The following is a 20,621-nucleotide window of genomic DNA, read 5'->3' on the forward strand; positions in this document are numbered from 1 at the left end:
TCCAAAACCCCTTCGGGCCAAAAGTGTTACCCATGTCTCCGGTATAAACCGTAACCCATGTGTCCGGAACGGACCGAGCTATCCGTGGTGCTGATGAAGGGACTCGAACCCCCGACCTCCGGACCCAAATCCGGCGCTCTCCCTCTGAGCTACATCCGCGATCCCAATCCCCGAAACGGCGCCGTACACAGCGCGGCAAAGCCGGCTGCGCGGGCGGAGACGAAAGCTCCAACCGTTGTGCTCGCTTCGGTTTTCGTGACCGGGAGCGCGCCTATAGACCCTGCGACGGGTTGTCGCAAGCGGCATTGTCGCGGCGGATGTGCGGCTTCTTCCGGATGTGGCATTTCGGCCACGGTAGCGAGCCGCGCGGGCCGACGCCCTCAGAAGGTGACGCGGCCGAGCACCTTGAGGGCGTCGCCTTCCGGCACCACAACCACGGCTTCGCCCTCGCGCGGCGCTACGCCGGTGAGCGCCTCGATGTTTTCCACGTGCGTGACCAGCACCAGATTGTCGGAGCCGGAATAGCCGCGGATTTCCTTCATAACCGCTTCCATTTGCGCGGCCTTTTCGGCCGGGTCGGTTTTCAGCAGGTCGAGCGGCGCGAAGGGCTGCGGCTCGGATTCGAAAGCGATGCGGGCAGTGTCGAGGCAGCGGCAGTAGCGGCTCGAGAGCACGTGATCGATCGGAGCCGCGCGGGCCGCGAACAGCGCGCCGATGCGGCTTGCCTGCTGCTTGCCGCGCTCCGACAGGTTGAGCTGCGTGGCGCAATTGCCGATGTCGAAATTGGCCGGGTCGGCAGCTCCGGTGACGAAGGCATGGCGAAGCAGCACGACATGGCCGCCGTCGCGCAGCAGCGCCCAGCCGGCGTCCGTCGCGTGGGCAAGGCTCGGAGCGGCCAGGAGAAAAAGCGCCAGAACAATTCGCAGCATCGGAAGTCCTTTGGCGGCCCGGCGGGGGCCAAGACCGTGATCGGCATATAGGGATCGCAAAGCCGGCCGGAAAACAAGCAGAGGCCCTGGAGATAGGCGCGCGGCGCCAATTGCATGGCGAACAGGGCTCGCCTATCACGGGAAAAATGTCTCCGCCCAGAAAATGACTCCGCTCACCGAAACCGTCCTCTTCGTCTTCAGCCTTGTTGCGCTCGGCTATCTGGCCGGGCTCACCGGCTATCTGAGGCCGGCGAGCGGGGAGGGCATTTCCGAATTCGCCGTCAACGTGGCGATGCCGTTGCTGCTCTTCCAGACCATGGTGAAATCGGATTTCCGTGGCGTCGCGCCCTGGTCGCTGTGGGGCGCCTATTTCGCGGCCGCCGCCGTCACCTGGGCCGCGGGCCATCTGGTGGTGACGCGCGTCTTCGGCCGGGACGCCCGGGCGGGCATCGTCGGCGGCGTGTCCTCGGCCTATTCCAATGTCGTGCTGCTCGGCGCGCCCTTCGTCCTCGGCATATTCGGCGCCAGCGGCTTCGAGGTGCTGTCGCTGCTGGTCTCGGTCCACCTGCCGATCATGATGATGGCCTCTATCGTGCTGTTCGAGATGTTCGGGCGCGGCAGCGGCGAGACGGTGCATCCGTTGCGCGTCGTCAAAAGCTTCCTCCGGCGGCTGTTCATCAATCCGCTTATCATCGGCATCCTGGCGGGGCTCGCCTGGCGCCTCACCGGCGCACCGATGCCGGACTTGGTCGAGCGGCTGGTCGACACGCTCGCCGGCACGGCCGGTCCGGTGGCGCTGTTCGCCATGGGGCTCAGCCTGCGCCGCTTCGGCATCTCCGGCAACCTCCGGCCGGCGCTGGCGCTGTCTGGCCTTAAACTGTTCCTGATGCCGGCGCTGGTGCTGGCGTTCGTGTGGCTGCTCGGACTGCCGCCACTGACTGCCAAGGTCGCCGTGGTGGTTGCAGCACTCCCTTCGGGAATCAATTCCTACCTGATCGCCGTGCAGTTCAACACCGGCCAGGCGCTGGCCTCGAACCAGATGACGCTTGCCACCGCAAGCGCGGTAGTGACCACGTCGTTCTGGTTGACGGTGGTGATCCACGTCTTCGGATAAGGGATGTCGTTATTCAGGTGAGGCCGGCCTGCAAATGGCAATTCCCTGCGCTTCCGGTGCTCACGTACTTCAAATACGCTCCGCTCCGGTTCTCGAAAATCGCCATTTTCGGCTCGGCCTGACCTGAATCTCAACATCCCTGCCAGCAATTGAGGCGCTCGCCTTTGCTGGCCCAACCCCTATATGCCATCTTGTGATTGCTTGCCCGCCTTTCCCTAGGTAAGAGCAATGCGCCTGCGTGCGGCTAGCGAGCACGCTTCAACGGATATCCAGAAAAACGGCCGATCAGCGCGCCGAACGGAGGCCAGACCATGCTTCAGAAAACCAGTCATTTCATGCGCCAGGCCAATCTCATCAATGGTGAATGGGTGCAGGCCGACAGCGGCCAGACCATCGACGTCAACAATCCGGCGACGGGCCTCAAGATCGGCACCGTGCCGAAGGCGGGCAAGGCGGAGACCCGCCGCGCCATCGAGGCGGCCGAGGAGGCCTTCAAGAGCTGGCGCAAGACCACCGCGCTCGAGCGCTCGAAGCTCCTGCGCAAGCTGCATGACGCGATGATGGACAATCAGGACGTGCTGGCCGAATTGCTGACCATCGAGCAGGGCAAGTCGCTCGCCGAATCCAAGGGCGAGATCGGCTCGGCCGCAGCCTACATCCTGTGGTTCGCCGAGGAAGGCCGCCGGGTCTATGGCGACATCGTGCCGTCGCCATGGGGCGACCGCCGCATCCTGGTGACCAAGGAGCCGGTCGGCGTCATCGCCGCCATCACGCCGTGGAACTTCCCGTCCTCGATGCTCGCCCGCAAGATCGGCCCGGCTTTGGCCGCCGGCTGCACGGCGGTGGTCAAGCCCGCCTCGCAGACGCCTTATTCGGGCCTCGCCTGGGGCGCGCTGGTCGAGGAAGTCGGCTTCCCGAAAGGCGTCGTCAATGTCGTGACAGGTTCGGCTGGCGAGATCGGCGACGAAATCTGCGCCAATCCGCTGGTCAAGAAGATCACCTTCACCGGCTCGACCGAGGTCGGCAAGATCCTCATCCAGAAGTCGGCAACGACGGTCAAGAAAGTGTCGATGGAGCTCGGCGGCAACGCGCCGTTCCTGGTCTTCGACGATGCTGATGTCGACCGCGCGGTGGCCGGCGCCATCACCGCCAAGTACCGCAACTCCGGCCAGACCTGCGTTTGCACCAACCGCTTCCTCGTGCAGGCCGGCATCTACGACAAGTTCGTCGAGAAGCTCGCCGCCGCCAGCAACAACCTCAAGGTCGGCTCGGGCCTCGAGGAAGGCGTGCAGCAGGGGCCGCTGATCGACGAGAAGGCGGTCGAGAAGGTCGAGGAGTTCATCGCCGACGCAACCTCGAAGGGCGGCAAGGTCGTCGCCGGCGGCAAGCGCCATGCGCTGGGCGGCTCCTTCTTCCAGCCGACGGTCATTGCCGACGCGACGCCGAAGATGCGCTTCATGAAGGAAGAGATCTTCGGGCCGATCGCGCCCGTGTTCAAGTTCGAGACCGAGGAAGAGGCGGTCGCCTTGGCCAACGACACCGAGTTCGGCCTCGCCGCCTATTTCTACACTGGCGATCTCGGTCGCGCTTTCCGGGTAATGGAAGGCCTGAAATACGGCATGGTCGGCGTCAATGAAGGCCTGATCACCACACCCGAGGCGCCGTTCGGCGGCGTCAAGGAATCCGGTCTCGGCCGTGAAGGCGGGCATCAGGGCATCGAGGACTATCTCGATACCAAATATGCCTGTTTTGGCGGCCTCGGACTCTGATATCGATCCCTGGGACAGGGCAGGCGTTTGGCCTGCCCTTGCCGGATGATGCGCCGTCGGCCTAAATCCACGGATCAGGAAATGACATTTCGGGCATGGCGATGAAAGACGGCGAGGTCTTCGGCACGACGCAAGCGGGCGAGGCTGTGCGCCGCTTCACCATTCGCGGCGGCGGCATCACCGCCAACATCATCGGGCTTGGCGCCATCGTCCAGGATCTCAGGCTCAGCGGCCACGATGCGCCGCTGGTGCTCGGCTACGACCGTTTCGAACCCTACGAGAGCGACCGCGCCTTCTTCGGGGCGGTGGTCGGACGCTTCGCCAACCGTATTGGCGGCGGCCGCTTCACCATCGCCGGCAACCGCTATCAGACCGAGCAGAATTTTCTCGGCAAGCACACGCTGCATGGCGGCTCGGAAGGCTTTTTCCACCGGCCATGGACTGTCTCGCTGCACGGCCGCGATTTCGTGACGCTGACATTGCACGATCCGGACGGCGCCATGGGATTCCCGGGCGCGCTCGACGTCACCTGCACCTACCGGCTGAAGATCCCCGGCACGCTCAGCATGGAACTGACCGCGACCTGCGAGGAGCCGACGCTCTGCAACCTCGCGCAGCACTCCTATTTCAATCTCGACGATGGCGGGGCGGGCGACATCCTCGACCATCGGTTGATGCTCAACGCCGGCGCCTACACGCCCGTCGATGACGAGATGATCCCGACCGGCGTGGTGAAGCCGGTCGACGGCACGCCTTTCGATTTCCGGCAGGCGCGGGCGCTGCGCATGGAAATGGAGGGCGAGCAGCTTCGCTATGACCTGAATTACTGCCTGGCCTCCAGCCGCGGGCCGCTACACCAGGCTGCCTGGGTGCAAGGCGCCAATTCCGGCGTCGAGATGGAAGTGTGGACCACCGAACCGGGAGTGCAGCTCTATAGCGGTCAGTTCGTCGCGCCGACATCGCCGGGGCTCGACGGCCGCCGTTACAGGGCGTTTTCGGGCCTCTGCCTCGAAGCGCAGACCTGGCCTGACGCGCCGAACCGGCCCTATTTCCCGCAGGCGACGCTGTGGCCGGGACAGATCTATCATCAGGTGACGGAATATCGGTTCCGGCTGCCTTAAAGTTCTAGGATATTGAAGTGATGCCCGCCTAAGCTTCGACGGCGCTTAACTGTCGAAGGCTGCCCTCAACGTATCGAACGGGGCAAGCGCGCCGCGAACCTGCACGACCGCGGCGGCGACTTTATGCGCGCGGCGAGCGGCGGCGTCGGGCGCATGGCCGGCAAGCCGCGCAGCGAGATAGCCGCCATTGAAGGAATCACCAGCGCCGGTGGTGTCGACGGGGGCGGCCACATGCACCGCGTCGACAGTTTGTAAAACGCCGTTCAGCGCAATCAGGGCCGGCTGCTCGCCATTCTTGACCACGACCTCGCCGGTCAGTTTGGCAAGGCGCTCCGCCGTCGCCCGCGGCGTCGGATCCCCGAACAGCATCTGCTCGTCAGGAAAAGTCGGCAGCGCGATGTCTGCCACGGCAAGCGCCTCCAGGATCGCGGCCTGCGCCGCCTCGCGGCTGGGCCACAGACGCGGCCGGTAGTTCGGGTCGAAAGCGACGAGCGAACCGGCGGCCCGGGCCGCAACTATGGCCGTCAGCAAAGTTTTCCGCGCGGCCTCGTCCAGAATTGCCAGGGTGATTCCGGAAAGATAGACAAGAGCCTGGTTTTCAAGGCTTTTCACGAGTGCTGCCGGATCGGAGGCAAGCTGGCGCGCGGCAGCGTCGCTTCGCCAGTAGGTGAAGGCGCGCTCGGCCCCGGTGAGCGTTATGGCGTAAAGGCCGGGGCGCGCGCCGGCAATGACCGGACTGTTGCCGACGCCTATGCCGTTCTCTGCAAGGAAGGCGATCTGGTCGCGCGAGAAGGGGTCGTCGCCGAAGGCCGACACGTAGGTCGCGGGCCGATCCGGGCTCAAGGCGTGCAACGCCCAGAGCGTGTTGAAAGTATCGCCGGCAAAACCCATGCGCCAGTTCGGGCCGGCCTGGCCCGACAGTTCCAGCATGCATTCGCCGATCGACGCGATACCCTTGTCCATGCGGGCTTGTCCCTTCCTAAGATATTGTTGCTGTAGCTTTTTGCGGCCGGCAGCGCCATGCTTGGCTAGCGGCGAATTTTGCGCCAGAAGCGATTTCCCACAGGCAGGGCGGGACGCCACAAGCGAACCGCGACGTTAACAGCCGAAGAGGAACGGGTTTGGCATCGATATGGCGTTACATTCTTGCGGGTCTCGGCCTGGCCGCTCTGCTGGTCGGCATCGTGGCCGCGGTCTATCTGATGCTGCCGCAATCGGCGTCCGGCCCGGACATTTCACGCTCCAAGAAGACGGCGAACGGCCTGTTCGTCGCGAGCTTCGAGCCGGAGCGCGGCGTGATCCGGCAGGGCGAGCTGCAGTCCTGGCTGCTGACGCTGAAGACCGCCGCCGGCGCGCCGGTGGAGGGGGCAGCCATCACCGTCTCCGGCGGGATGCCGCAGCACGACCACGGCCTGCCGACCAGTCCGCAGGCGACCGATTACCTCGGCGACGGACGCTACCGCATCGACGGCGTGAAGTTCACGATGAGCGGCTGGTGGCAGCTGCACTTCGGTATTTCGGCGGCGGCCGGGTCCGATTCCGTCGTCTTCAACGTCGTGTTGTGAGCTGGCGATGAGACGGTTGACCAGCGTTGCAGGTCTGCTCGCATTGGCGACGCTTTTGCTCCTCGGCGGTTGCGGCAAGCCGCAGTTCAGCGATGCGGAGAAGAAGACCATCGCCTCACTGGCGTTGAACACCTTGCCCTCGCTCAAACCCGACACCACGAACCAGTATGCGGATGTGCCGGCGGCCGCCGCGCTTGGCTCGACGCTGTTCTTCGATGTCGACATGAGCCGCGACGGGACGGTGTCCTGCTCGACCTGCCACAAGATCGACCGCCAGTTCCAGGACGACCTGCCGCAGGCGGTCGGCGTCAGCCGCACCAACCGCCGCACCATGCCGCTGGCAGGCGTGGCGCGCGATCCCTGGTTCTTCTGGGACGGCAGGCGCGACAGCCTGTGGGCGCAGGCGCTGACGCCGCTGGAAAATCCGCTGGAGCAGGCGGGAAACCGCGCCGCCTTCGCGCATTACATCAAGAAGCGGTTCGGCGAGCGCTATGAACGCATCTTCGGGCCGCTGCCGGACCTTTCGACCGTGCCGGCCAACGCCAGCCCGCTCGGCACGGATGCCGAGAAGGCGGCGTGGAACGCCATGTCCGCCGGCCAGCAAGACGACGTCAACCGCGTCTATGCCAATATCGGCAAGGCGATCGCCGCCTTCGAACGCTCGATCGAGCCTCGGCAAACGCGCTTCGACCGCTTCGCCATCGATCTGGCCACCGGGGCAGCGCCGCAAGGCGACGCCGCGTTCTCGCCGGAGGAGATTCTCGGGCTGAAGCTGTTCATCGGCAAGGCCAACTGCGTGACCTGTCACAATGGCCCGCGCTTCACCGACAATTCCTTCCACAACACCGGCGTGCCGCCGGTCGAAGGGCTGCCGCCGGACCGCGGGCGCGTCGATGCGGTGGCGCAGGTCGAGGCCGACCCGTTCAACTGCCTCGGCAAATTCCGCGACGGCGACGAAAGCGCCTGCCGCGAGCTGCGCTTCATGGTCAAGGACGGTCCGCAGATCATGCGCGCCTACAAGACGCCGTCGCTCAGGGGCGCCGCAAGCCGGCCGCCCTACATGCATGCCGGCCAGTTCTCGACACTCGACGAGGTGGTTGCGCATTATTCGAAAGCGCCGCTTGCCGTCGAAGGCGTTTCCGAAGTGCACTCGCTCGACCTTTCCGAGCGCGAGCGGGCGGCGCTGGTGGCTTTCCTGAAAACGCTGTCGGATTAGCGATCCTTCACCGTCTCCATCGCCACGAAGGTCGAGGTCTGGGCGACATGGGGCAGGGCCGAGATGCGCTCGCCGAGCACCCGCCGATAGGCGGCGATGTCGGTGGTGCGGACCTTCAAGAGATAATCGAAGCTCGACGCCATCATGTGGCACTGCTCGATCTCCGCCACGCCCTGCACCGCGCGGTTGAACGCGTCCAATGCCGCCGAGCGTGTGTCCGACAGTTTCACCTGGACGAAGGCGACATGGCCTTCGCCCATGCGCTCGCGGTCGATGACTGCGCGGTAGCCTCTGATATAGCCATCCTTTTCCAGCCGCTTCACGCGCGCCTGAACCGGTGTCTTCGACAGGCCGACCTTGCTTGCGAGTTCCGACATGGAAAGCCGGCCGTCGCGCCCAAGCGCGGCCAGGATGTTGCGATCGATGCGGTCCAATTGGTCTTCAATCATCGATATTGCAGTCAACACGATTGAAAGGATACCCATATGATAGATCGAATGGGCTGCTTTGTCGATTTCTTTGGACCGACTGAAATTCGCAGCTGTGCTAGCTTGCGCCATTCGGTCCGGCGACCGCCAGACCGCTCGCTCACGCTCGCTTTCATGGACCCGACATGCCGCTCGACGCCATCCGCCAGCAGATCCGCGCCAATTATTTGCCCGACGAAGACGAGGCGGTGAAGCGCCTGTCAGCGACGGCGGGGCTTTCGGCGGAGGAGCGCAAGGCGATCTCGGCCCGCGCGGCCGAACTGGTGCGCGCGGTGCGCGGCTCGACCGACCCCAGGCTGATGGAGGTCTTCCTCTCGGCCTACGGCCTGTCGACCAAGGAAGGCGTGGCGCTGATGTGCCTGGCCGAAGCGTTGCTGCGCGTGCCCGACACCGAGACGATGGACGACCTCATCGCCGACAAGATCGCGCCGCATGACTGGTCGGCGCATTCTGGCGGCTCGAGCTCCATCTTCGTCAACGCCTCGACCTGGGCGCTGATGCTGACCGGCCGCGTGCTCGACGAAGGCGAGGGCGGCATCGAAGGCACGCTGCGCGCCATGGTGCGCCGGCTGGGCGAGCCGGTGATCCGCAAGGCGGTGGCCGCCGCCATGCGCGAGATGGGCGAGCAGTTCGTGCTTGGACGCACCATCGCCGAGGCGATCAAGCGCGGCCGGCCGATGACGCAGAAGGGCTATCTCTATTCCTTCGACATGCTGGGCGAGGCGGCCCGCACGGAAGCCGATGCGCTGCGCTACCACCGCGCCTATGCCGACGCGATCTCCTCGCTCGATTCCGGCTCCAACGGGCCCGACATCCGCTACAACCACGGCATATCGGTGAAGCTCTCGGCGCTGCACCCGCGCTACGAGGAGGCGCAGAAGGAAAAGATGCTGCCGGTGATGGCCGAGCGGCTTCTGTCGCTGGCGCTAGCGGCGCGGCATTCGCGCATGGGCCTCAACATCGACGCCGAGGAAGCAGACCGGCTCGACCTGTCGCTCGACGTCATCGAACGCGTGCTGGCCGAGCCGGAACTCGCCGGATGGGACGGGTTCGGCGTCGTCGTCCAGGCCTATGGGCCGCGCGCGGCCTTCGCCATCGACTGGCTCTATGCGCTCGCGAAAAAATACGACCGCCGGATCATGGTGCGGCTGGTGAAGGGCGCCTATTGGGACACCGAGATCAAGCGGGCGCAGACGCTCGGCCTGTCCGGCTATCCGGTCTTCACCCGCAAGGCCAACACCGACGTTTCGTATCTGGCCTGCGCGAAGAAGCTTTTGTCGATGACCGACCGCATCTACCCGCAGTTCGCCACCCACAACGCGCACACGGTTGCCGCCATCCTGTCGATGGCGAAGGACCGCGACAGCTTCGAGTTCCAGCGTCTGCACGGCATGGGCGAAGCGCTGCACGAGACGGTGCGCCAGGCCGAAGGCACGCGCTGCCGCATCTACGCGCCGGTCGGCGCGCATTCCGACCTGCTCGCCTATCTGGTGCGGCGTCTGCTGGAAAACGGCGCCAATTCCTCCTTCGTCCACCAGTTGACCGACGAGGAAGTCGAGCCCGAGGAGATCGCGCGCGATCCGCTCGAGGCCGTCGAGACGCAGGGGCCGGCCGCCAATCCGGCGATTGCGCGCCCCGCCGCGATTTTCGGCGCCGGACGCCGCAATTCCAGGGGCTTCGACATCACCGATCCGGTGACGCTTGCGGCCATCGACAAGGCGAGGGCGGAATTCGCCGGAACGGACCGCTGGCACGCCAAGCCGGTCACGCGCGCCGCCGGCTACGGCAAGCCGCGCCAGATCGTCAATCCGGCAAAGCCCGACGAGGTCGTCGGCACGGTGCACGAGGCGGCCGCCAAACAGGTGGCGACCGCCGTGCGCATCGCCGTCGACGCGCAACCCGCCTGGGCGAAGCGCCCGGTTGCCGAGCGCGCCGCGATCCTCAACCGCGCCGCCGACCTCTACGAAGCCAATGCCGCCGAATTCTTCGCTCTCGCCACTCGCGAGGCCGGCAAGTCGCTGGCCGACGGGGTCGCCGAGGTGCGCGAGGCGGTCGACTTCCTGCGCTACTACGCGACCGAGGCGGCGAATGCCGAAGCGGGCACGCAAGCGCGCGGCGCGATCGTCTGTATCTCGCCGTGGAACTTCCCGCTGGCGATCTTCACCGGCCAGATCGCCGCGGCTTTGGTCACCGGCAATTCGGTCGTCGCCAAGCCGGCCGAGCAGACGCCGCTGATCGCCTTCCGCGCCGTCGAGATGCTGCGCGAGGCCGGTGTGCCGGAGGACGTCATCCAGCTTCTGCCGGGCGATGGCCCGTCGGTCGGCGCGCCGCTCACCGCCGATCCGCGCATCGCCGGTGTCTGCTTCACCGGCTCGACCGAGGTTGCCAAGCTGATCGAAAAGCAGCTGGCCGAAATCGCGGCGCCCGATGCCATGCTGATCGCCGAGACCGGTGGCTTGAATGCGATGATCGTCGATTCCACCGCGCTGCCGGAGCAAGCGGTGCGCGACATTCTCGCCTCGGCCTTCCAGAGCGCCGGCCAACGCTGCTCGGCGCTGCGCGTGCTCTACGTTCAGAAGGACGTCGAGAAGAAGATGCTGGAGATGCTGAAAGGCGCGATGGAAGCGCTCACTATCGGCAATCCCTGGGCCATCTCGACCGATGTCGGCCCGGTCATCGACGACGAGGCGCAAGCTTCGATCAGCGACTATTGCAAGAAGAAAGGTCTGGAGGGCCGGCTGATCGCGAAATTGGAAGCGCCGGCAACCGGCCGTTTCGTCGCGCCGCATGTCTTCCGCGTCAAAGGCATAGAGGAAATGGAGCGCGAGGTGTTCGGCCCGGTGCTGCATGTCGCGACCTTCGATGCCGACGAGATCGACGCGGTGATCGCCGCCATCAACCGCAAGGGCTACGGCCTGACCTTCGGCCTGCACACCCGCATCGAGGGCCGCGTCCAGCATTTCGTCGACGGCATCCATGCCGGCAACATCTATGTCAACCGCAACCAGATCGGCGCCGTCGTCGGCTCGCAGCCCTTCGGCGGCGAGGGGCTTTCCGGCACCGGCCCGAAGGCCGGCGGGCCGCATTACCTGCGCCGCTTCCGCAAGGGGCGGGAGGCGGGCACCGAGGTTGGCGAGGGTCACAAGGTGACCGCGACGGAGCTTGCCGACAATCTGCCGGATCCGACGCTCGGCGGCTGGTCGACGCGGCCGGATCGCGTGGCGATCCTGAGAAAGCATCTGCGCGGCAAGGGCGCGGCGGCGATCGCCGCGGCAGCAAGCCTCGATTTCGGCCAGGTCGACCTGCCGGGACCGACCGGCGAGGCCAACACGCTGTCGCTGTCGCCGCGCGGGAGGGTGCTGTGCCTCGGCCCGGATGCCGAGACGCTGCTCTCCCAGACGATCCAGGCGCTCGCGGCCGGCAATGCCGTGCTGGCGGTGGCGCCGGGCGCTCCGGCGGCGCTGTCGGCGCTGACCGGCAAGGGCCTGCCGCTGGCGGCTATCGACGGCCGGCCCGATCCGGTCGAGGCGCGCTCGCTGCGGGTCGATGTCGTCGCCTTCTCCGGCACGCCGGAGGCGGCGCGGATCGTGCGCAAGGTGATTGCCGAGCGCTCCGGTCCGATCGTGCCGCTGGTCAGCGAGGTGCTCAACCCGACGGCTTACGCGCATGAGCGCGCGGTCTGCGTCGACACGACGGCCGCAGGCGGTAACGCCAGCCTGCTGGCGGCTGCATAACAGGCAGCAAGGCTGGAAGCGCCGTCGCGAACCGGCGACGGTCAGGCGCCTTCGACGACCGAAAAGCCCTCGAATTGGGGATGGCCGAGATAGTGCACCTTCGAGCCGCCGGCATTGCGATGGGCGGCGCGGAAGTTCTCCGATTTCGTCCAGGCGACGAAATCCTCCTGGCTTGCCCAGACGGTGTGCGAGGCGAACAGCGTGTAGCCCTCGGTCTCGTTGACCGGCCCGCGCAGCAGGTGGAACTCCCTGAAACCCTGCATTTCGGAGAGGCTTGAATCGCGGTTCTTCCAGACGTCCTCGAAAGCTTCTTCCGAGCCGTTCTGGACCTTGAAGCGGTTCATGGCGATATACATCTGGTTCCTTTCGAAATGGACGAATTCCTAGGATGGCGAAGGTTTAAAAAGGGCCGATCCGCGCCTTGAACACCCAACTTGATTTTCCGGTCTCGGGTGGAATGGGAGGGAACGGTGCCTGCTTGCGCACCAGCGTCAAAGCGAACTGATCGAGCTCGGCGGACCCTGAACTCTCAGCGAGCTGCAGGTCGCTGACGCTGCCGTCGGCCGCGACGACGAAAACCACCCTGGCATTGTTGCGAGCCTTGGCCTGGATCGATTTCGAAACGCGACGGTTGGCGCGGGCAAGCTTCTTCTGGATTTCACCGCTGTAGCGGGATTCGAGCGCATTGCCGGCGGCCTGTTTCTTACCCTTGCTGGCGATGACCGGCGCATCGCGCGTATCGCCATCCGCCGTGCCGCGCGGTTCAACGGTTTCACTTGGCCCCGCCGATCCGGCTGGTGCGCTCGATGTCGCGCTCGGGATCGGTGATTGCTCGGGCTCGGCAGGGGGCGCTTGTGTGCTTTGCGGCTCGATCGCGGGCGTCGGCTTGCTGTCCGTGGGGACGCTCCGATCATCCTGGCGCGGTGTGGCGGCCGCCAGGATATCCGGCGTGGGGGCCGGCTCCTTGACGGCTTCGGGCGGAGGCTGAGGCGTCACCTGTTCACTTACCGGCTGCGGCGACTCGGCCGGCGGAGCGGGCTGGACAGCCTGGCGTTTTGCCGGTTGCGGATCCGGCACCAGGGTAACATCCACCGCGCCGGACGCCTGGTCATCCAAGGCGCTGCCGATGACGTTGGCGCCGGACTGGTCGGCGCCCTCGGCCCTGATCGCGTCCGCAGAGTCGAAAGTCCCCGCGGGTGCGATCAGAAACGCCGCCGCGGCGGCGCCATGGAGCAGGCCGGAGGCGATGATCGCCACCGTCCATCTGCGGTCTCCGGCGGATTGCCGCGTCCGCATGAGCGGCTCGGCCGGCTTGATCGCCAGTTCACTGCCTGCATCGGAAGGGTGATCGATATCCTGCATGTCTCGCGCCGAGACCTGCCGCACGCGACAAGGAATTGTCAAGTCAAGATCGGTTGCCGCCCATGGCGGTGGACCGCAGGCAGGCCACGCCATTGCGTCAAGCGGGAAGGCCGGATGCAGTCCCACCCTATACGCCGAAAGCGATGGCGATCCTGGTCGAGGTCTTCAGGCCGCGCATGCAGGCCGCCGGCTCGACGCCGGTGCCGGCGCATTCGGTCGCGCTGTTGATCAGCACGCGGCTGAGCTTGCCGCAGTCGGCGCCGGCGAGGTCGAAGCGCGTGACCTTGGTCTTGCCGGCCGGCAGGTCCTTGAAGTCGAGCACCGTGAGGCGGTCGACGATTCCGGCCTCGTTGAACAGCGCAATCTCGAAAGCCGCCTTGGACAGGTCGGCACCGAGCGCGTTGTTGACGACGAAGGTCAGCCGGCAGCCCTTGTCCGAAGGCCGTGCCGCATTGAGCTCCAGGTTCAGGGCCGGAGCCGGCGCGGACTGGGCCCACGCCGGCACCATCGCAAGCGACATCGCAAACGTCGAGGTCAGCAGACGAAAGGATGCCGTCAAGCGTTTCATGTCTTCCTCAACCTCCAAAGCGCATGGTTGCCGCCAGCTTCAGCGTGACGCCGGGTTCATAGAGAACGGCGGTCGTGCTTCCGTTGAGCGGGTTGGTGTATTTGACGTCGAACAGATTGTCGGCGCGGAAGTCGAGCTTGAGATTGTCCGTCGCCTGGTAACTGGCAAAGGCGTTGACCAGCGTGAAGTCCTTGGCCACCGGATTGCCCTTGGGCTTGCCGTTGTACTGCACTTCGCCGCCGACGGTCAGCTTGTCCGCGAGGAAGCGCAGGCCGAGCTGGGCCGTCACCTGGGAAGAGGGGACGGTGGCCAGGTCGGCGCGCTCGCCTTCATAGGAGATGGTGTGGCCATTGATTATGGAGGCGGACAGGCCGGCATAGCCCCAGCCGGCGTCGTAGACGCTTTCCAGCTCGAAGCCGTCGATCTTGGCCTTGGCAAAATTCTGGTACTGGAAGCAGATCGGAATGCCCGGGCCGAACGGGCAGCCGCTGGTCGGATCGAAGGGCGAGAGCGTCACGCCGTCGAGGTAGTCGTCGACATTGTTGTTGAAATAGGCAGCCTTGAGCCGCAGCGCGTCGCCGCCCTCGATGATATCGTTCTGCTTGTAGTTGACGCCGAACTCGACGGTTTTGCCGGTCTCGGGCTTCAGGTTCGGGTTGGGCAGGAACGGGAAGCTGACGCCGGCCGGATGGTTGCCGCTGATCAGCGTCTCGGTCAGCGAGGGCGAGCGATAGCCTTCCGCGTAGGTGCCGTAGAATTGCAGGCCGGCCAGGCCGGCGCTTTCAAAGGGCGAGACGCCGATGGTGATGCGCGGCGATACCCGGTCGCCGGAGGTCTCATTCGTGTCGTCCTTCAGGCTGTAATTGTCGTAGCGCAGGCCGCCAATGACCTCGAGCCACTCCCAGGTCAGCTTGTCCTGGATATAGGCGCCGGAGACGTTGCGCTTGCCCGACGGCGTGTAGAAGCTGTCGCCGCCGGCTGTGCCGCCGGTCTCGACATCGTCGCCGACCCAGTCGCCGCCATAGGTCAATTCGTGGGCGACGCTCGCCGTCTCGAAGCGCGACGTGTTCCAGATGTCGATGCCGGTCGTGCCGACGTCGAAAGTGGACAGCGAGCCGGCCGGCAGCACCACGGGCAGGCCGGTGGTCGGGTCGAAGCGATTCTGCGCGGTGAGCGTGGTCAGGTCTAGAACTGTCTTGTTGTAGGAAGCGTTGATGTGGAGGTCGAGCCAGCTCCTGGCGTCGTCTGTGATGTTGTAGCGGGCCGTGAAGGTGTTCGACTTCAGATCGACGTCATTGGCCGGCACGCCGCCGCTGGTTTCCGTCCATCCGTCGCTCGAGCCGACCCAGCCGAGCTTCAGTTCGCTGTTCTCGGTCGGGCGGATCGAGGTCTTGAGCAGGCCGCTCAACACGTCGAAACCGGTGCCGGCAACGGTATCGCCGCCGCCATTCTTGTAGTCGTCGTAGTCGCGGTAGACGATGTTGCCCAGAACGTCCCAGTTCTCGTTGATCCGGTAGGCGCCGGTGGCGCTGGTGGTCCAGCCCTTGCCGTTGCTTTCATAGCGCCCGGTCAGCGACCCGGCCCATGTCTCCTCAGGCTTGAGGAAATCCTCGGCGTCTTTGGTGTCGAAGAAGACGACGCCGCCGATGGCGCCGGAACCGTAGGTATTGGCGACCGGACCGCGGATGACGTCGACCGACTTGATGATCTCGGGATCGACATAGAAGGTCGACTGCGTGCCGTGGTCCGAGCGCTGGAAGTCCTGTCGGGCGCCGTCGACGATGACCGCGACGCGGCCGAAATCCTGCAGGCCGCGGATGTTGATGCTGGAGCTGACGCGGCGTGCGTCGGCCTGCACGGCGACGCCGGGCACGCCGAGCAGCATTTCGTTCGGCGTGGTCGCCATGCGGCGGTCGAGCTGCTCCTGGTCGACATGGCTGGCCGAGGCCAGCGACTGGATCGCCGTTTCGCCAGTGCGGCTGATGACGAGGATCTTGTCGAGCAGGGTTCCTTCGGCCGCGGCCTTTTCATCAGCCTTCTTTTTCTGATCGGCCTGCTGCTGGTCGGCCGCCGGCTGCGCGGCCTGCTGCGCTTTGGCGGCGGGCGCGCCAAGCGCGATCGCCGCTGAACCGGCCATCAATACCGCCACCGCCCGCGCCAACGATCGGAAGCCCGGGCCCGCGCTGTCGCCCGCCAGGCCCGTCCGTCCCCAAGTCACCAACCCCATGCCCCAACTCCAGATTCCAGGCTCACAGCTGGCTGGCCAGTGGCTCGCTCGCATTTTTGATCACGTCCGGCGTCTTAAATGTTGACTCATTTAGTCCGGTAATGCACTGACTAGTAAACATGATTATTCGAGTCAAGAATTTAATCGGCATTTTACGAGGCTGCGGCCAAGATGGCCGTCAGAGGAAAGGACCGACCCGATGAACACGCACAATCCCAACGATTTTCGCTATCGCGTCCGCCGCCCGGAGGACACGCAGATGCGTTACGAAAGGGTGCCGTTGGCGGTGAGGACGCTGTCCAGCAACACGCTGTTCCAGGGTGAGCACGAGATCGGCATCGAGCATCACGGCGCGCTTTACCGCCTGAAGATCACCCGCCAGGGCAAGCTGATCCTCAACAAGTGAGGATCGGCGGTGGGGCAGGCGAGCACAGATCAGGCATCACAGGTGGAAGACATTGCAGGTGGAAGTCATGGACCAGCGCGTTAAGCCGTCGCCGGAGGAAATCCGGCGGGCGCGAGAAGAAAATCCGAAAATGCGGGAGCGCGATCTTTCGGCGCAATTGGGCATTTCGGAAGCGGAGCTGGTCGCGGCGCATTGCGGCGTCGGCGCTGTCCGCGTCGAGCCGCGCGTCAACGATCTGCTGACCGGTCTCGAGGCGGTCGGCGAGGTGATGGCGCTGACCCGCAACGAAAGCGCCGTGCATGAAAAAATCGGCGTCTACGACAAGGTCGTCACCGGCAACCACAACGCCATGGTGCTCGGCGAAAACATCGACCTGCGCATCTCCCCAAAGGTCTGGGCGCATGGCTTTGCCGTCGAGAAACGCGACGGCGGCGAAATCCGCCGCAGTCTGCAGTTCTTCGATGCGGCGGGCGAGGCGGTGCACAAGGTGCATCTGAAGCCCGCATCCAATCTCTATGCCTACCAGAAATTGGTGGCGAGCCTCGAATCGTCGAACCAGGAGCCGACCGTCGCGATCCTCCCAAGCGAGGCGGAAGGGGAGGGTGAGGGGCAGGGTTCTGCCGCCTCGATCGACGATCTGCGCGACCGCTGGAGCCGGCTCACCGACGTGCATCAGTTCTTCGGCATGCTGAAGACGCTGAAGCTCAGTCGCCGCGAGGCGGTGCGCATGGTGGGCCAGGACTATGCTTGGCTGCTCGACAACGACGCGGTGAGCGCCATGTTCCATCACGCGGCGGCAGGCGAGATGCCCATCATGTGCTTCGTGGGCAACCGCGGCTGCATCCAGATTCATTCCGGTCCGATCAAGTCGGTCAAGCCGATGGGGCCGTGGATCAACGTGCTCGACGAAACCTTCCATCTGCACCTGAGGACCGACCACATCCACGAGGTCTGGGCGGTGCGCAAGCCCACCAAGGACGGTCATGTCACGTCGGTGGAGGCCTATGACGCCAATGGCGACATGATCATCCAGTTCTTCGGCAAGCGTCATGAAGGCGAAGGCGAGCGGGAAGACTGGCGCCTCCTGGCCGAGAACCTGCCCCGCATCCCCAATCCGACCGCTGCATGAGGTAGCACCCAATGCGCTTTGTTCTCAGTTTCCGCGCGGCGCTTGCGCCGATGCTCGGTGTCCTGCTTGCGTTCACCGCGCCGCCGGCTGGCGCTAACGAGGGGGTGGCCGTCTTTTCGGACACCTCGCGGATCGCCTCCATAGGCGGCTCGATCACCGAGATCGTCTACGCGCTCGGCGAGGAAGGCCGTCTCGTGGCCCGCGATTCGACCAGCAACTATCCCGAGGCGGCGGCGAAGCTGCCGGACGTCGGTTACATGCGCGCGCTCTCGCCCGAGGGCGTCCTGTCGGTCAATCCGACCGGAATCTTGGCGCTGCACGGCAGCGGTCCTAAAGAAGCGGTCGACGTGCTGAAGAAGTCGAGCGTGCCCTTCATCGAGGTGCCGGACCACTACAATCGTGAGGGTATTCTCGAAAAGATCCGCATCATCGGCAAGGCGCTGGGGGTCGAGGCGAAGGCGGAGAAGCTCGCCGCGGAGACCGACGCGAAGCTGACGGCGGCCGAAAAGCAGACGGCTGCGATCAAGGATCGCAAGCGCGTGCTGTTCGTGCTGTCGACGCAAGGCGGCAAGATCCTTGCCGCGGGCAGCGACACGGCGGCCGACGGCATCGTCAAGCTTGCCGGCGCGGTCAACGCGGTCGAGGGCTTTTCCGGCTACAAAGGGATGACCGACGAGGCGATCGTCAGCGCCAGGCCGGATGTCATCCTGACGATGAAGGGCGGCGGACCGCCGATCTCGGAAGAGGAGCTGTTCGCCAACCCGGCCGTCGCTTCGACACCGGCGGGCACGAGCCGCAAGATGATCAGCATGTGGGGCGGCTACCTGCTCGGCTTCGGTCCGCGCACGGCCGAAGCCATCCATGATCTTGCCGTCTCGCTCTATGGCAACCAGGTCACGGACTGAGCGGCGATGACCGAACAGTCCATTGCCGGCGCGGTCAGGGTGATGGCGGCCGATGGCGACCGGTCGGCCCGGGCAAGGCTTGTCATCCTGCTCGTGTGCCTTGCGCTCGCGCTCTGCGTGTTCCTGTCGCTGACGTCAGGCGCCTCCGACGCCTCCGCCGTCCGCGTCATCCGCGACTGGTTTACGGGCGCCATGCCCGCCGACGCGGCGCTGGCCGCGCGCGACCAGCTGATCGTCTACGACATCCGCATGCCGCGCGTGCTGCTCGGGGCGCTGATCGGCGCCGCGCTCGCCGTCTGTGGCGCGGTGATGCAGGGGCTGTTCCGCAATCCGCTTGCCGATCCCGGCCTGATCGGCGTTTCCGCCGGCTCCAGCCTCGGCGCTGTGGCGATCATCGTGCTCGGCACCACGTGGCTTGCGCCCGTCACGCTTGCATTCGGCACGCTCGCGCTGCCGCTCGCGGCCTTCTTCGGCGGGCTGGCGGTGACGTTGCTGCTCTATGCCATCGCCACGCGCCAGGGGCGGACGTCGGTCGCCACGATGCTGCTTGCCGGCATCGCCATCAGCGCCCTTGCCATGGCGCTCACCGGCATCCTCATCTTCATGGCCGACGACCGGCAACTGCGCGACCTGACTTTCTGGCAGCTCGGCTCGCTTGCCGGCGCGACATGGCCGAAGATCGGCACCGTGGGGCCGGTGATCGTGCTGGCGCTGGCCGCGATGCCGTTCCTGTCGCGCGGCCTCAACGCGCTGGCGCTGGGTGAAGCGACCGCGAGCCATCTCGGCATTTCGGTGCAGCGGCTGAAATACACGGCCATCGTCGCGGTGTCGGCGGCGGTCGGCGCTTCGGTCGCGGTCAGCGGCGGCATCGGCTTCATCGGCATCGTCGTGCCGCATGTCCTGCGGCTGGCGATCGGCCCGGACAACCGCTATTTGCTGCCGGCTTCCGCCCTGCTCGGCGCCTCGCTGCTTCTCATCGCCGACGCGGTCGCGCGCACCATCGTCGCGCCGGCCGAACTGCCGATCGGCATCGTCACGGCGGTTGCCGGCGCGCCGTTCTTCCTGTGGATCCTGCTGCGCAAGCGCGGCGTCATCGATTTGTGAGCTTGCCATGATCGAAGCGCGCGACATCTCGGTGGCGATCGGCGGCAAGCGCATCGTCTCGCATGTCGATTTCGCCGCACGGCCCGGCGAGGTCTCGGCCATCGTCGGCCCGAACGGGTCCGGCAAGACGACCTTGCTCAAGGCGCTGACCGGCGAGCTCGCCTATACCGGCACCGTCACGCTCAACGGCCGCGACCTGTCGGCCATGAAGCCGGTCGAGGCAGCCACGCTGCGCGCCGTGCTGCCACAGGCCACGACGCTGTCCTTCCCGTTCACCGTGCGCGAGATCGTTCGCCTTGGCCTCATCGGCGGGCGCTCCGGCGTGCTGCCCGGCGAGGATGCGCGTTTGCCGGAGCGGGCGCTGGCGCGCGTCGACCTCGGCGGTTTTGCCGGCCGCTTTTACCAGGAGCTTTCCGGCGGCGAGCAGCAGCGCGTGCAGCTCGCCCGCGTGCTCTGCCAAGTCTGGGCGCCGGTGCTCGAAGGGCGGCCGCGCTACCTCTTCCTCGACGAGCCGGTCTCCAGCCTCGACATCAAGCACCAGCTCATCATCATGAACATCGCGCGCGATTTCGCCCGGCGCGGCGGCGGCGTGGTGGCGATTCTGCACGACCTCAATTTGACCGCGATGTACGCCGACCGCATTTTTGTGCTCTCTCGCGGCCAGCTGGCCGCCGCCGGGGCACCGACGGGCGTGCTCAATGACGAGCTGATCGAGAAGGTGTTCGACTGCCGGCTCAAGGTCGGCGCGCTGCCGGCCGCGAACATGCCGTTCGTGTTGCCGCAATCGGCGGCGTAGGCTTGGCGGCGAACTTCGTCATCCACGGGCGGATCGGGAGCGAAGCGGACGCGGAGACCCGAGGATCCATTCCGTGACATCAACCGAAGAAAGCAGCGGTCCAGAAGGAACGCTGGCGCCGACGCCGCCAGTTCTGCGTCGCTGCGCTCCTTGCTCCGCCCTAGAATGACGAAGTCGAGGGTGGCGCC

18 protein-coding genes and 1 tRNA gene are annotated in these 20,621 nt (G+C 65.7%); 11 read left to right on the top strand and 8 right to left on the bottom strand.

Features of this window, described 5'->3' with window-relative positions:
- Positions 1-85 precede the first annotated feature (85 nt).
- A tRNA-OTHER gene (locus tag FJ414_RS28300) sits at positions 86-159 on the bottom strand.
- Between the two features lie 221 nt (positions 160-380).
- Positions 381-929, bottom strand: a complete 549-nt coding sequence (locus FJ414_RS28305; protein ID WP_140647659.1) for a histidine phosphatase family protein — start codon at positions 927-929, stop codon at positions 381-383.
- A 163-nt stretch (positions 930-1,092) separates the two neighbouring features.
- Between FJ414_RS28305 and FJ414_RS28310 the strand changes: the two genes are divergently transcribed.
- The 3 genes from FJ414_RS28310 (at position 1,093) to FJ414_RS28320 (ending at position 4,933) form a co-directional block, all read left to right on the top strand.
- Positions 1,093-2,043 (top strand): AEC family transporter, encoded by a 951-nt coding sequence (locus FJ414_RS28310; RefSeq protein ID WP_140647660.1) that lies wholly within the window; start codon positions 1,093-1,095, stop codon positions 2,041-2,043.
- A 311-nt stretch (positions 2,044-2,354) separates the two neighbouring features.
- Positions 2,355-3,812, top strand: a complete 1,458-nt coding sequence (locus FJ414_RS28315; protein ID WP_140647661.1) for an NAD-dependent succinate-semialdehyde dehydrogenase — start codon at positions 2,355-2,357, stop codon at positions 3,810-3,812.
- 95 nt (positions 3,813-3,907) lie between these two features.
- Positions 3,908-4,933: an aldose epimerase family protein gene (locus FJ414_RS28320; protein WP_140647662.1), complete on the top strand. Its 1,026-nt coding sequence runs from the start codon at positions 3,908-3,910 to the stop codon at positions 4,931-4,933.
- A 45-nt stretch (positions 4,934-4,978) separates the two neighbouring features.
- Here the strand turns inward: FJ414_RS28320 and FJ414_RS28325 are convergent, their stop codons facing one another.
- Positions 4,979-5,896 (bottom strand): sugar kinase, encoded by a 918-nt coding sequence (locus FJ414_RS28325; protein WP_140647663.1) that lies wholly within the window; start codon positions 5,894-5,896, stop codon positions 4,979-4,981.
- 158 nt (positions 5,897-6,054) lie between these two features.
- On the opposite strand from FJ414_RS28325, the gene FJ414_RS28330 reads away from it, so the two are divergent.
- Both FJ414_RS28330 and FJ414_RS28335 read left to right on the top strand, forming a co-directional pair.
- On the top strand, positions 6,055-6,498 hold the full coding sequence (locus tag FJ414_RS28330) for a FixH family protein (RefSeq protein ID WP_140647664.1): 444 nt from the start codon (positions 6,055-6,057) through the stop codon (positions 6,496-6,498).
- A gap of 7 nt (positions 6,499-6,505) precedes the next feature.
- The gene (locus FJ414_RS28335) at positions 6,506-7,714 is read left to right on the top strand and encodes a cytochrome c peroxidase (protein WP_140647665.1); all 1,209 of its coding nucleotides are present in this window, start codon (positions 6,506-6,508) and stop codon (positions 7,712-7,714) included.
- Here FJ414_RS28335 and FJ414_RS28340 read toward each other — a convergent pair.
- Positions 7,711-8,163: an Lrp/AsnC ligand binding domain-containing protein gene (locus FJ414_RS28340; RefSeq protein WP_140647666.1), complete on the bottom strand. Its 453-nt coding sequence runs from the start codon at positions 8,161-8,163 to the stop codon at positions 7,711-7,713. The two genes, FJ414_RS28335 and FJ414_RS28340, sit on opposite strands and share 4 nt — an antisense overlap.
- A gap of 164 nt (positions 8,164-8,327) precedes the next feature.
- Between FJ414_RS28340 and putA the strand changes: the two genes are divergently transcribed.
- On the top strand, positions 8,328-11,936 hold the full coding sequence (gene putA, locus FJ414_RS28345; RefSeq protein ID WP_140647667.1) for a bifunctional proline dehydrogenase/L-glutamate gamma-semialdehyde dehydrogenase PutA: 3,609 nt from the start codon (positions 8,328-8,330) through the stop codon (positions 11,934-11,936).
- 41 nt (positions 11,937-11,977) lie between these two features.
- On the opposite strand, the gene FJ414_RS28350 is transcribed toward putA, so the two are convergent.
- The 4 genes from FJ414_RS28350 to FJ414_RS28365 all read right to left on the bottom strand — a co-directional run bounded on the left by FJ414_RS28350 (position 11,978) and on the right by FJ414_RS28365 (position 16,003).
- Entirely contained in the window at positions 11,978-12,292 is a 315-nt protein-coding gene (locus FJ414_RS28350; RefSeq protein ID WP_140647668.1) for an antibiotic biosynthesis monooxygenase, read from the bottom strand.
- Between the two features lie 43 nt (positions 12,293-12,335).
- The gene (locus tag FJ414_RS28355) at positions 12,336-13,298 is read right to left on the bottom strand and encodes a TonB family protein (protein WP_140647669.1); all 963 of its coding nucleotides are present in this window, start codon (positions 13,296-13,298) and stop codon (positions 12,336-12,338) included.
- 127 nt (positions 13,299-13,425) lie between these two features.
- Entirely contained in the window at positions 13,426-13,866 is a 441-nt protein-coding gene (locus tag FJ414_RS28360; protein WP_140647670.1) for a hypothetical protein, read from the bottom strand.
- Between the two features lie 7 nt (positions 13,867-13,873).
- On the bottom strand, positions 13,874-16,003 hold the full coding sequence (locus tag FJ414_RS28365) for a TonB-dependent hemoglobin/transferrin/lactoferrin family receptor (RefSeq protein ID WP_140647671.1): 2,130 nt from the start codon (positions 16,001-16,003) through the stop codon (positions 13,874-13,876).
- A gap of 289 nt (positions 16,004-16,292) precedes the next feature.
- On the opposite strand from FJ414_RS28365, the gene hemP reads away from it, so the two are divergent.
- The 5 genes from hemP (at position 16,293) to FJ414_RS28390 (ending at position 20,433) form a co-directional block, all read left to right on the top strand.
- On the top strand, positions 16,293-16,499 hold the full coding sequence (gene hemP / locus FJ414_RS28370) for a hemin uptake protein HemP (RefSeq protein ID WP_040981784.1): 207 nt from the start codon (positions 16,293-16,295) through the stop codon (positions 16,497-16,499).
- Between the two features lie 67 nt (positions 16,500-16,566).
- Positions 16,567-17,628, top strand: coding sequence for a hemin-degrading factor (locus FJ414_RS28375; protein WP_140647672.1), 1,062 nt, complete (start codon positions 16,567-16,569; stop codon positions 17,626-17,628).
- 11 nt (positions 17,629-17,639) lie between these two features.
- Complete coding sequence (locus tag FJ414_RS28380; RefSeq protein ID WP_140647673.1) at positions 17,640-18,533, top strand: hemin ABC transporter substrate-binding protein; 894 nt, start codon at positions 17,640-17,642, stop codon at positions 18,531-18,533.
- A 6-nt stretch (positions 18,534-18,539) separates the two neighbouring features.
- The gene (locus FJ414_RS28385; protein WP_140647674.1) at positions 18,540-19,637 is read left to right on the top strand and encodes an iron ABC transporter permease; all 1,098 of its coding nucleotides are present in this window, start codon (positions 18,540-18,542) and stop codon (positions 19,635-19,637) included.
- Between the two features lie 7 nt (positions 19,638-19,644).
- A complete protein-coding gene (locus FJ414_RS28390; protein WP_140647675.1) occupies positions 19,645-20,433 on the top strand; it encodes a heme ABC transporter ATP-binding protein in 789 nt (262 codons plus the stop codon).
- Positions 20,434-20,621 lie beyond the last annotated feature (188 nt).

The organism is Mesorhizobium sp. B3-1-6, assembly GCF_006439555.1.
In the GTDB taxonomy this organism is placed as follows: Bacteria; Pseudomonadota; Alphaproteobacteria; order Rhizobiales; family Rhizobiaceae; genus Mesorhizobium.

Coding starts and splice junctions, on each gene's coding strand:
- FJ414_RS28350 (WP_140647668.1), bottom strand. CDS start 12,292: ATGTATATCGCCATGAACCGCTTCAAGGTCCAGAACGGCTCGGAAGAA.
- FJ414_RS28365 (WP_140647671.1), bottom strand. CDS start 16,003: ATGGCCGGTTCAGCGGCGATCGCGCTTGGCGCGCCCGCCGCCAAAGCG.
- FJ414_RS28310 (WP_140647660.1), top strand. CDS start 1,093: ATGACTCCGCTCACCGAAACCGTCCTCTTCGTCTTCAGCCTTGTTGCG.
- FJ414_RS28335 (WP_140647665.1), top strand. CDS start 6,506: ATGAGACGGTTGACCAGCGTTGCAGGTCTGCTCGCATTGGCGACGCTT.
- FJ414_RS28355 (WP_140647669.1), bottom strand. CDS start 13,298: ATGCAGGATATCGATCACCCTTCCGATGCAGGCAGTGAACTGGCGATC.
- FJ414_RS28385 (WP_140647674.1), top strand. CDS start 18,540: ATGACCGAACAGTCCATTGCCGGCGCGGTCAGGGTGATGGCGGCCGAT.
- FJ414_RS28315 (WP_140647661.1), top strand. CDS start 2,355: ATGCTTCAGAAAACCAGTCATTTCATGCGCCAGGCCAATCTCATCAAT.
- FJ414_RS28320 (WP_140647662.1), top strand. CDS start 3,908: ATGGCGATGAAAGACGGCGAGGTCTTCGGCACGACGCAAGCGGGCGAG.
- FJ414_RS28375 (WP_140647672.1), top strand. CDS start 16,567: ATGGACCAGCGCGTTAAGCCGTCGCCGGAGGAAATCCGGCGGGCGCGA.
- FJ414_RS28390 (WP_140647675.1), top strand. CDS start 19,645: ATGATCGAAGCGCGCGACATCTCGGTGGCGATCGGCGGCAAGCGCATC.
- FJ414_RS28340 (WP_140647666.1), bottom strand. CDS start 8,163: ATGATTGAAGACCAATTGGACCGCATCGATCGCAACATCCTGGCCGCG.
- FJ414_RS28380 (WP_140647673.1), top strand. CDS start 17,640: ATGCGCTTTGTTCTCAGTTTCCGCGCGGCGCTTGCGCCGATGCTCGGT.
- putA (WP_140647667.1), top strand. CDS start 8,328: ATGCCGCTCGACGCCATCCGCCAGCAGATCCGCGCCAATTATTTGCCC.
- FJ414_RS28325 (WP_140647663.1), bottom strand. CDS start 5,896: ATGGACAAGGGTATCGCGTCGATCGGCGAATGCATGCTGGAACTGTCG.
- hemP (WP_040981784.1), top strand. CDS start 16,293: ATGAACACGCACAATCCCAACGATTTTCGCTATCGCGTCCGCCGCCCG.
- FJ414_RS28360 (WP_140647670.1), bottom strand. CDS start 13,866: ATGAAACGCTTGACGGCATCCTTTCGTCTGCTGACCTCGACGTTTGCG.
- FJ414_RS28305 (WP_140647659.1), bottom strand. CDS start 929: ATGCTGCGAATTGTTCTGGCGCTTTTTCTCCTGGCCGCTCCGAGCCTT.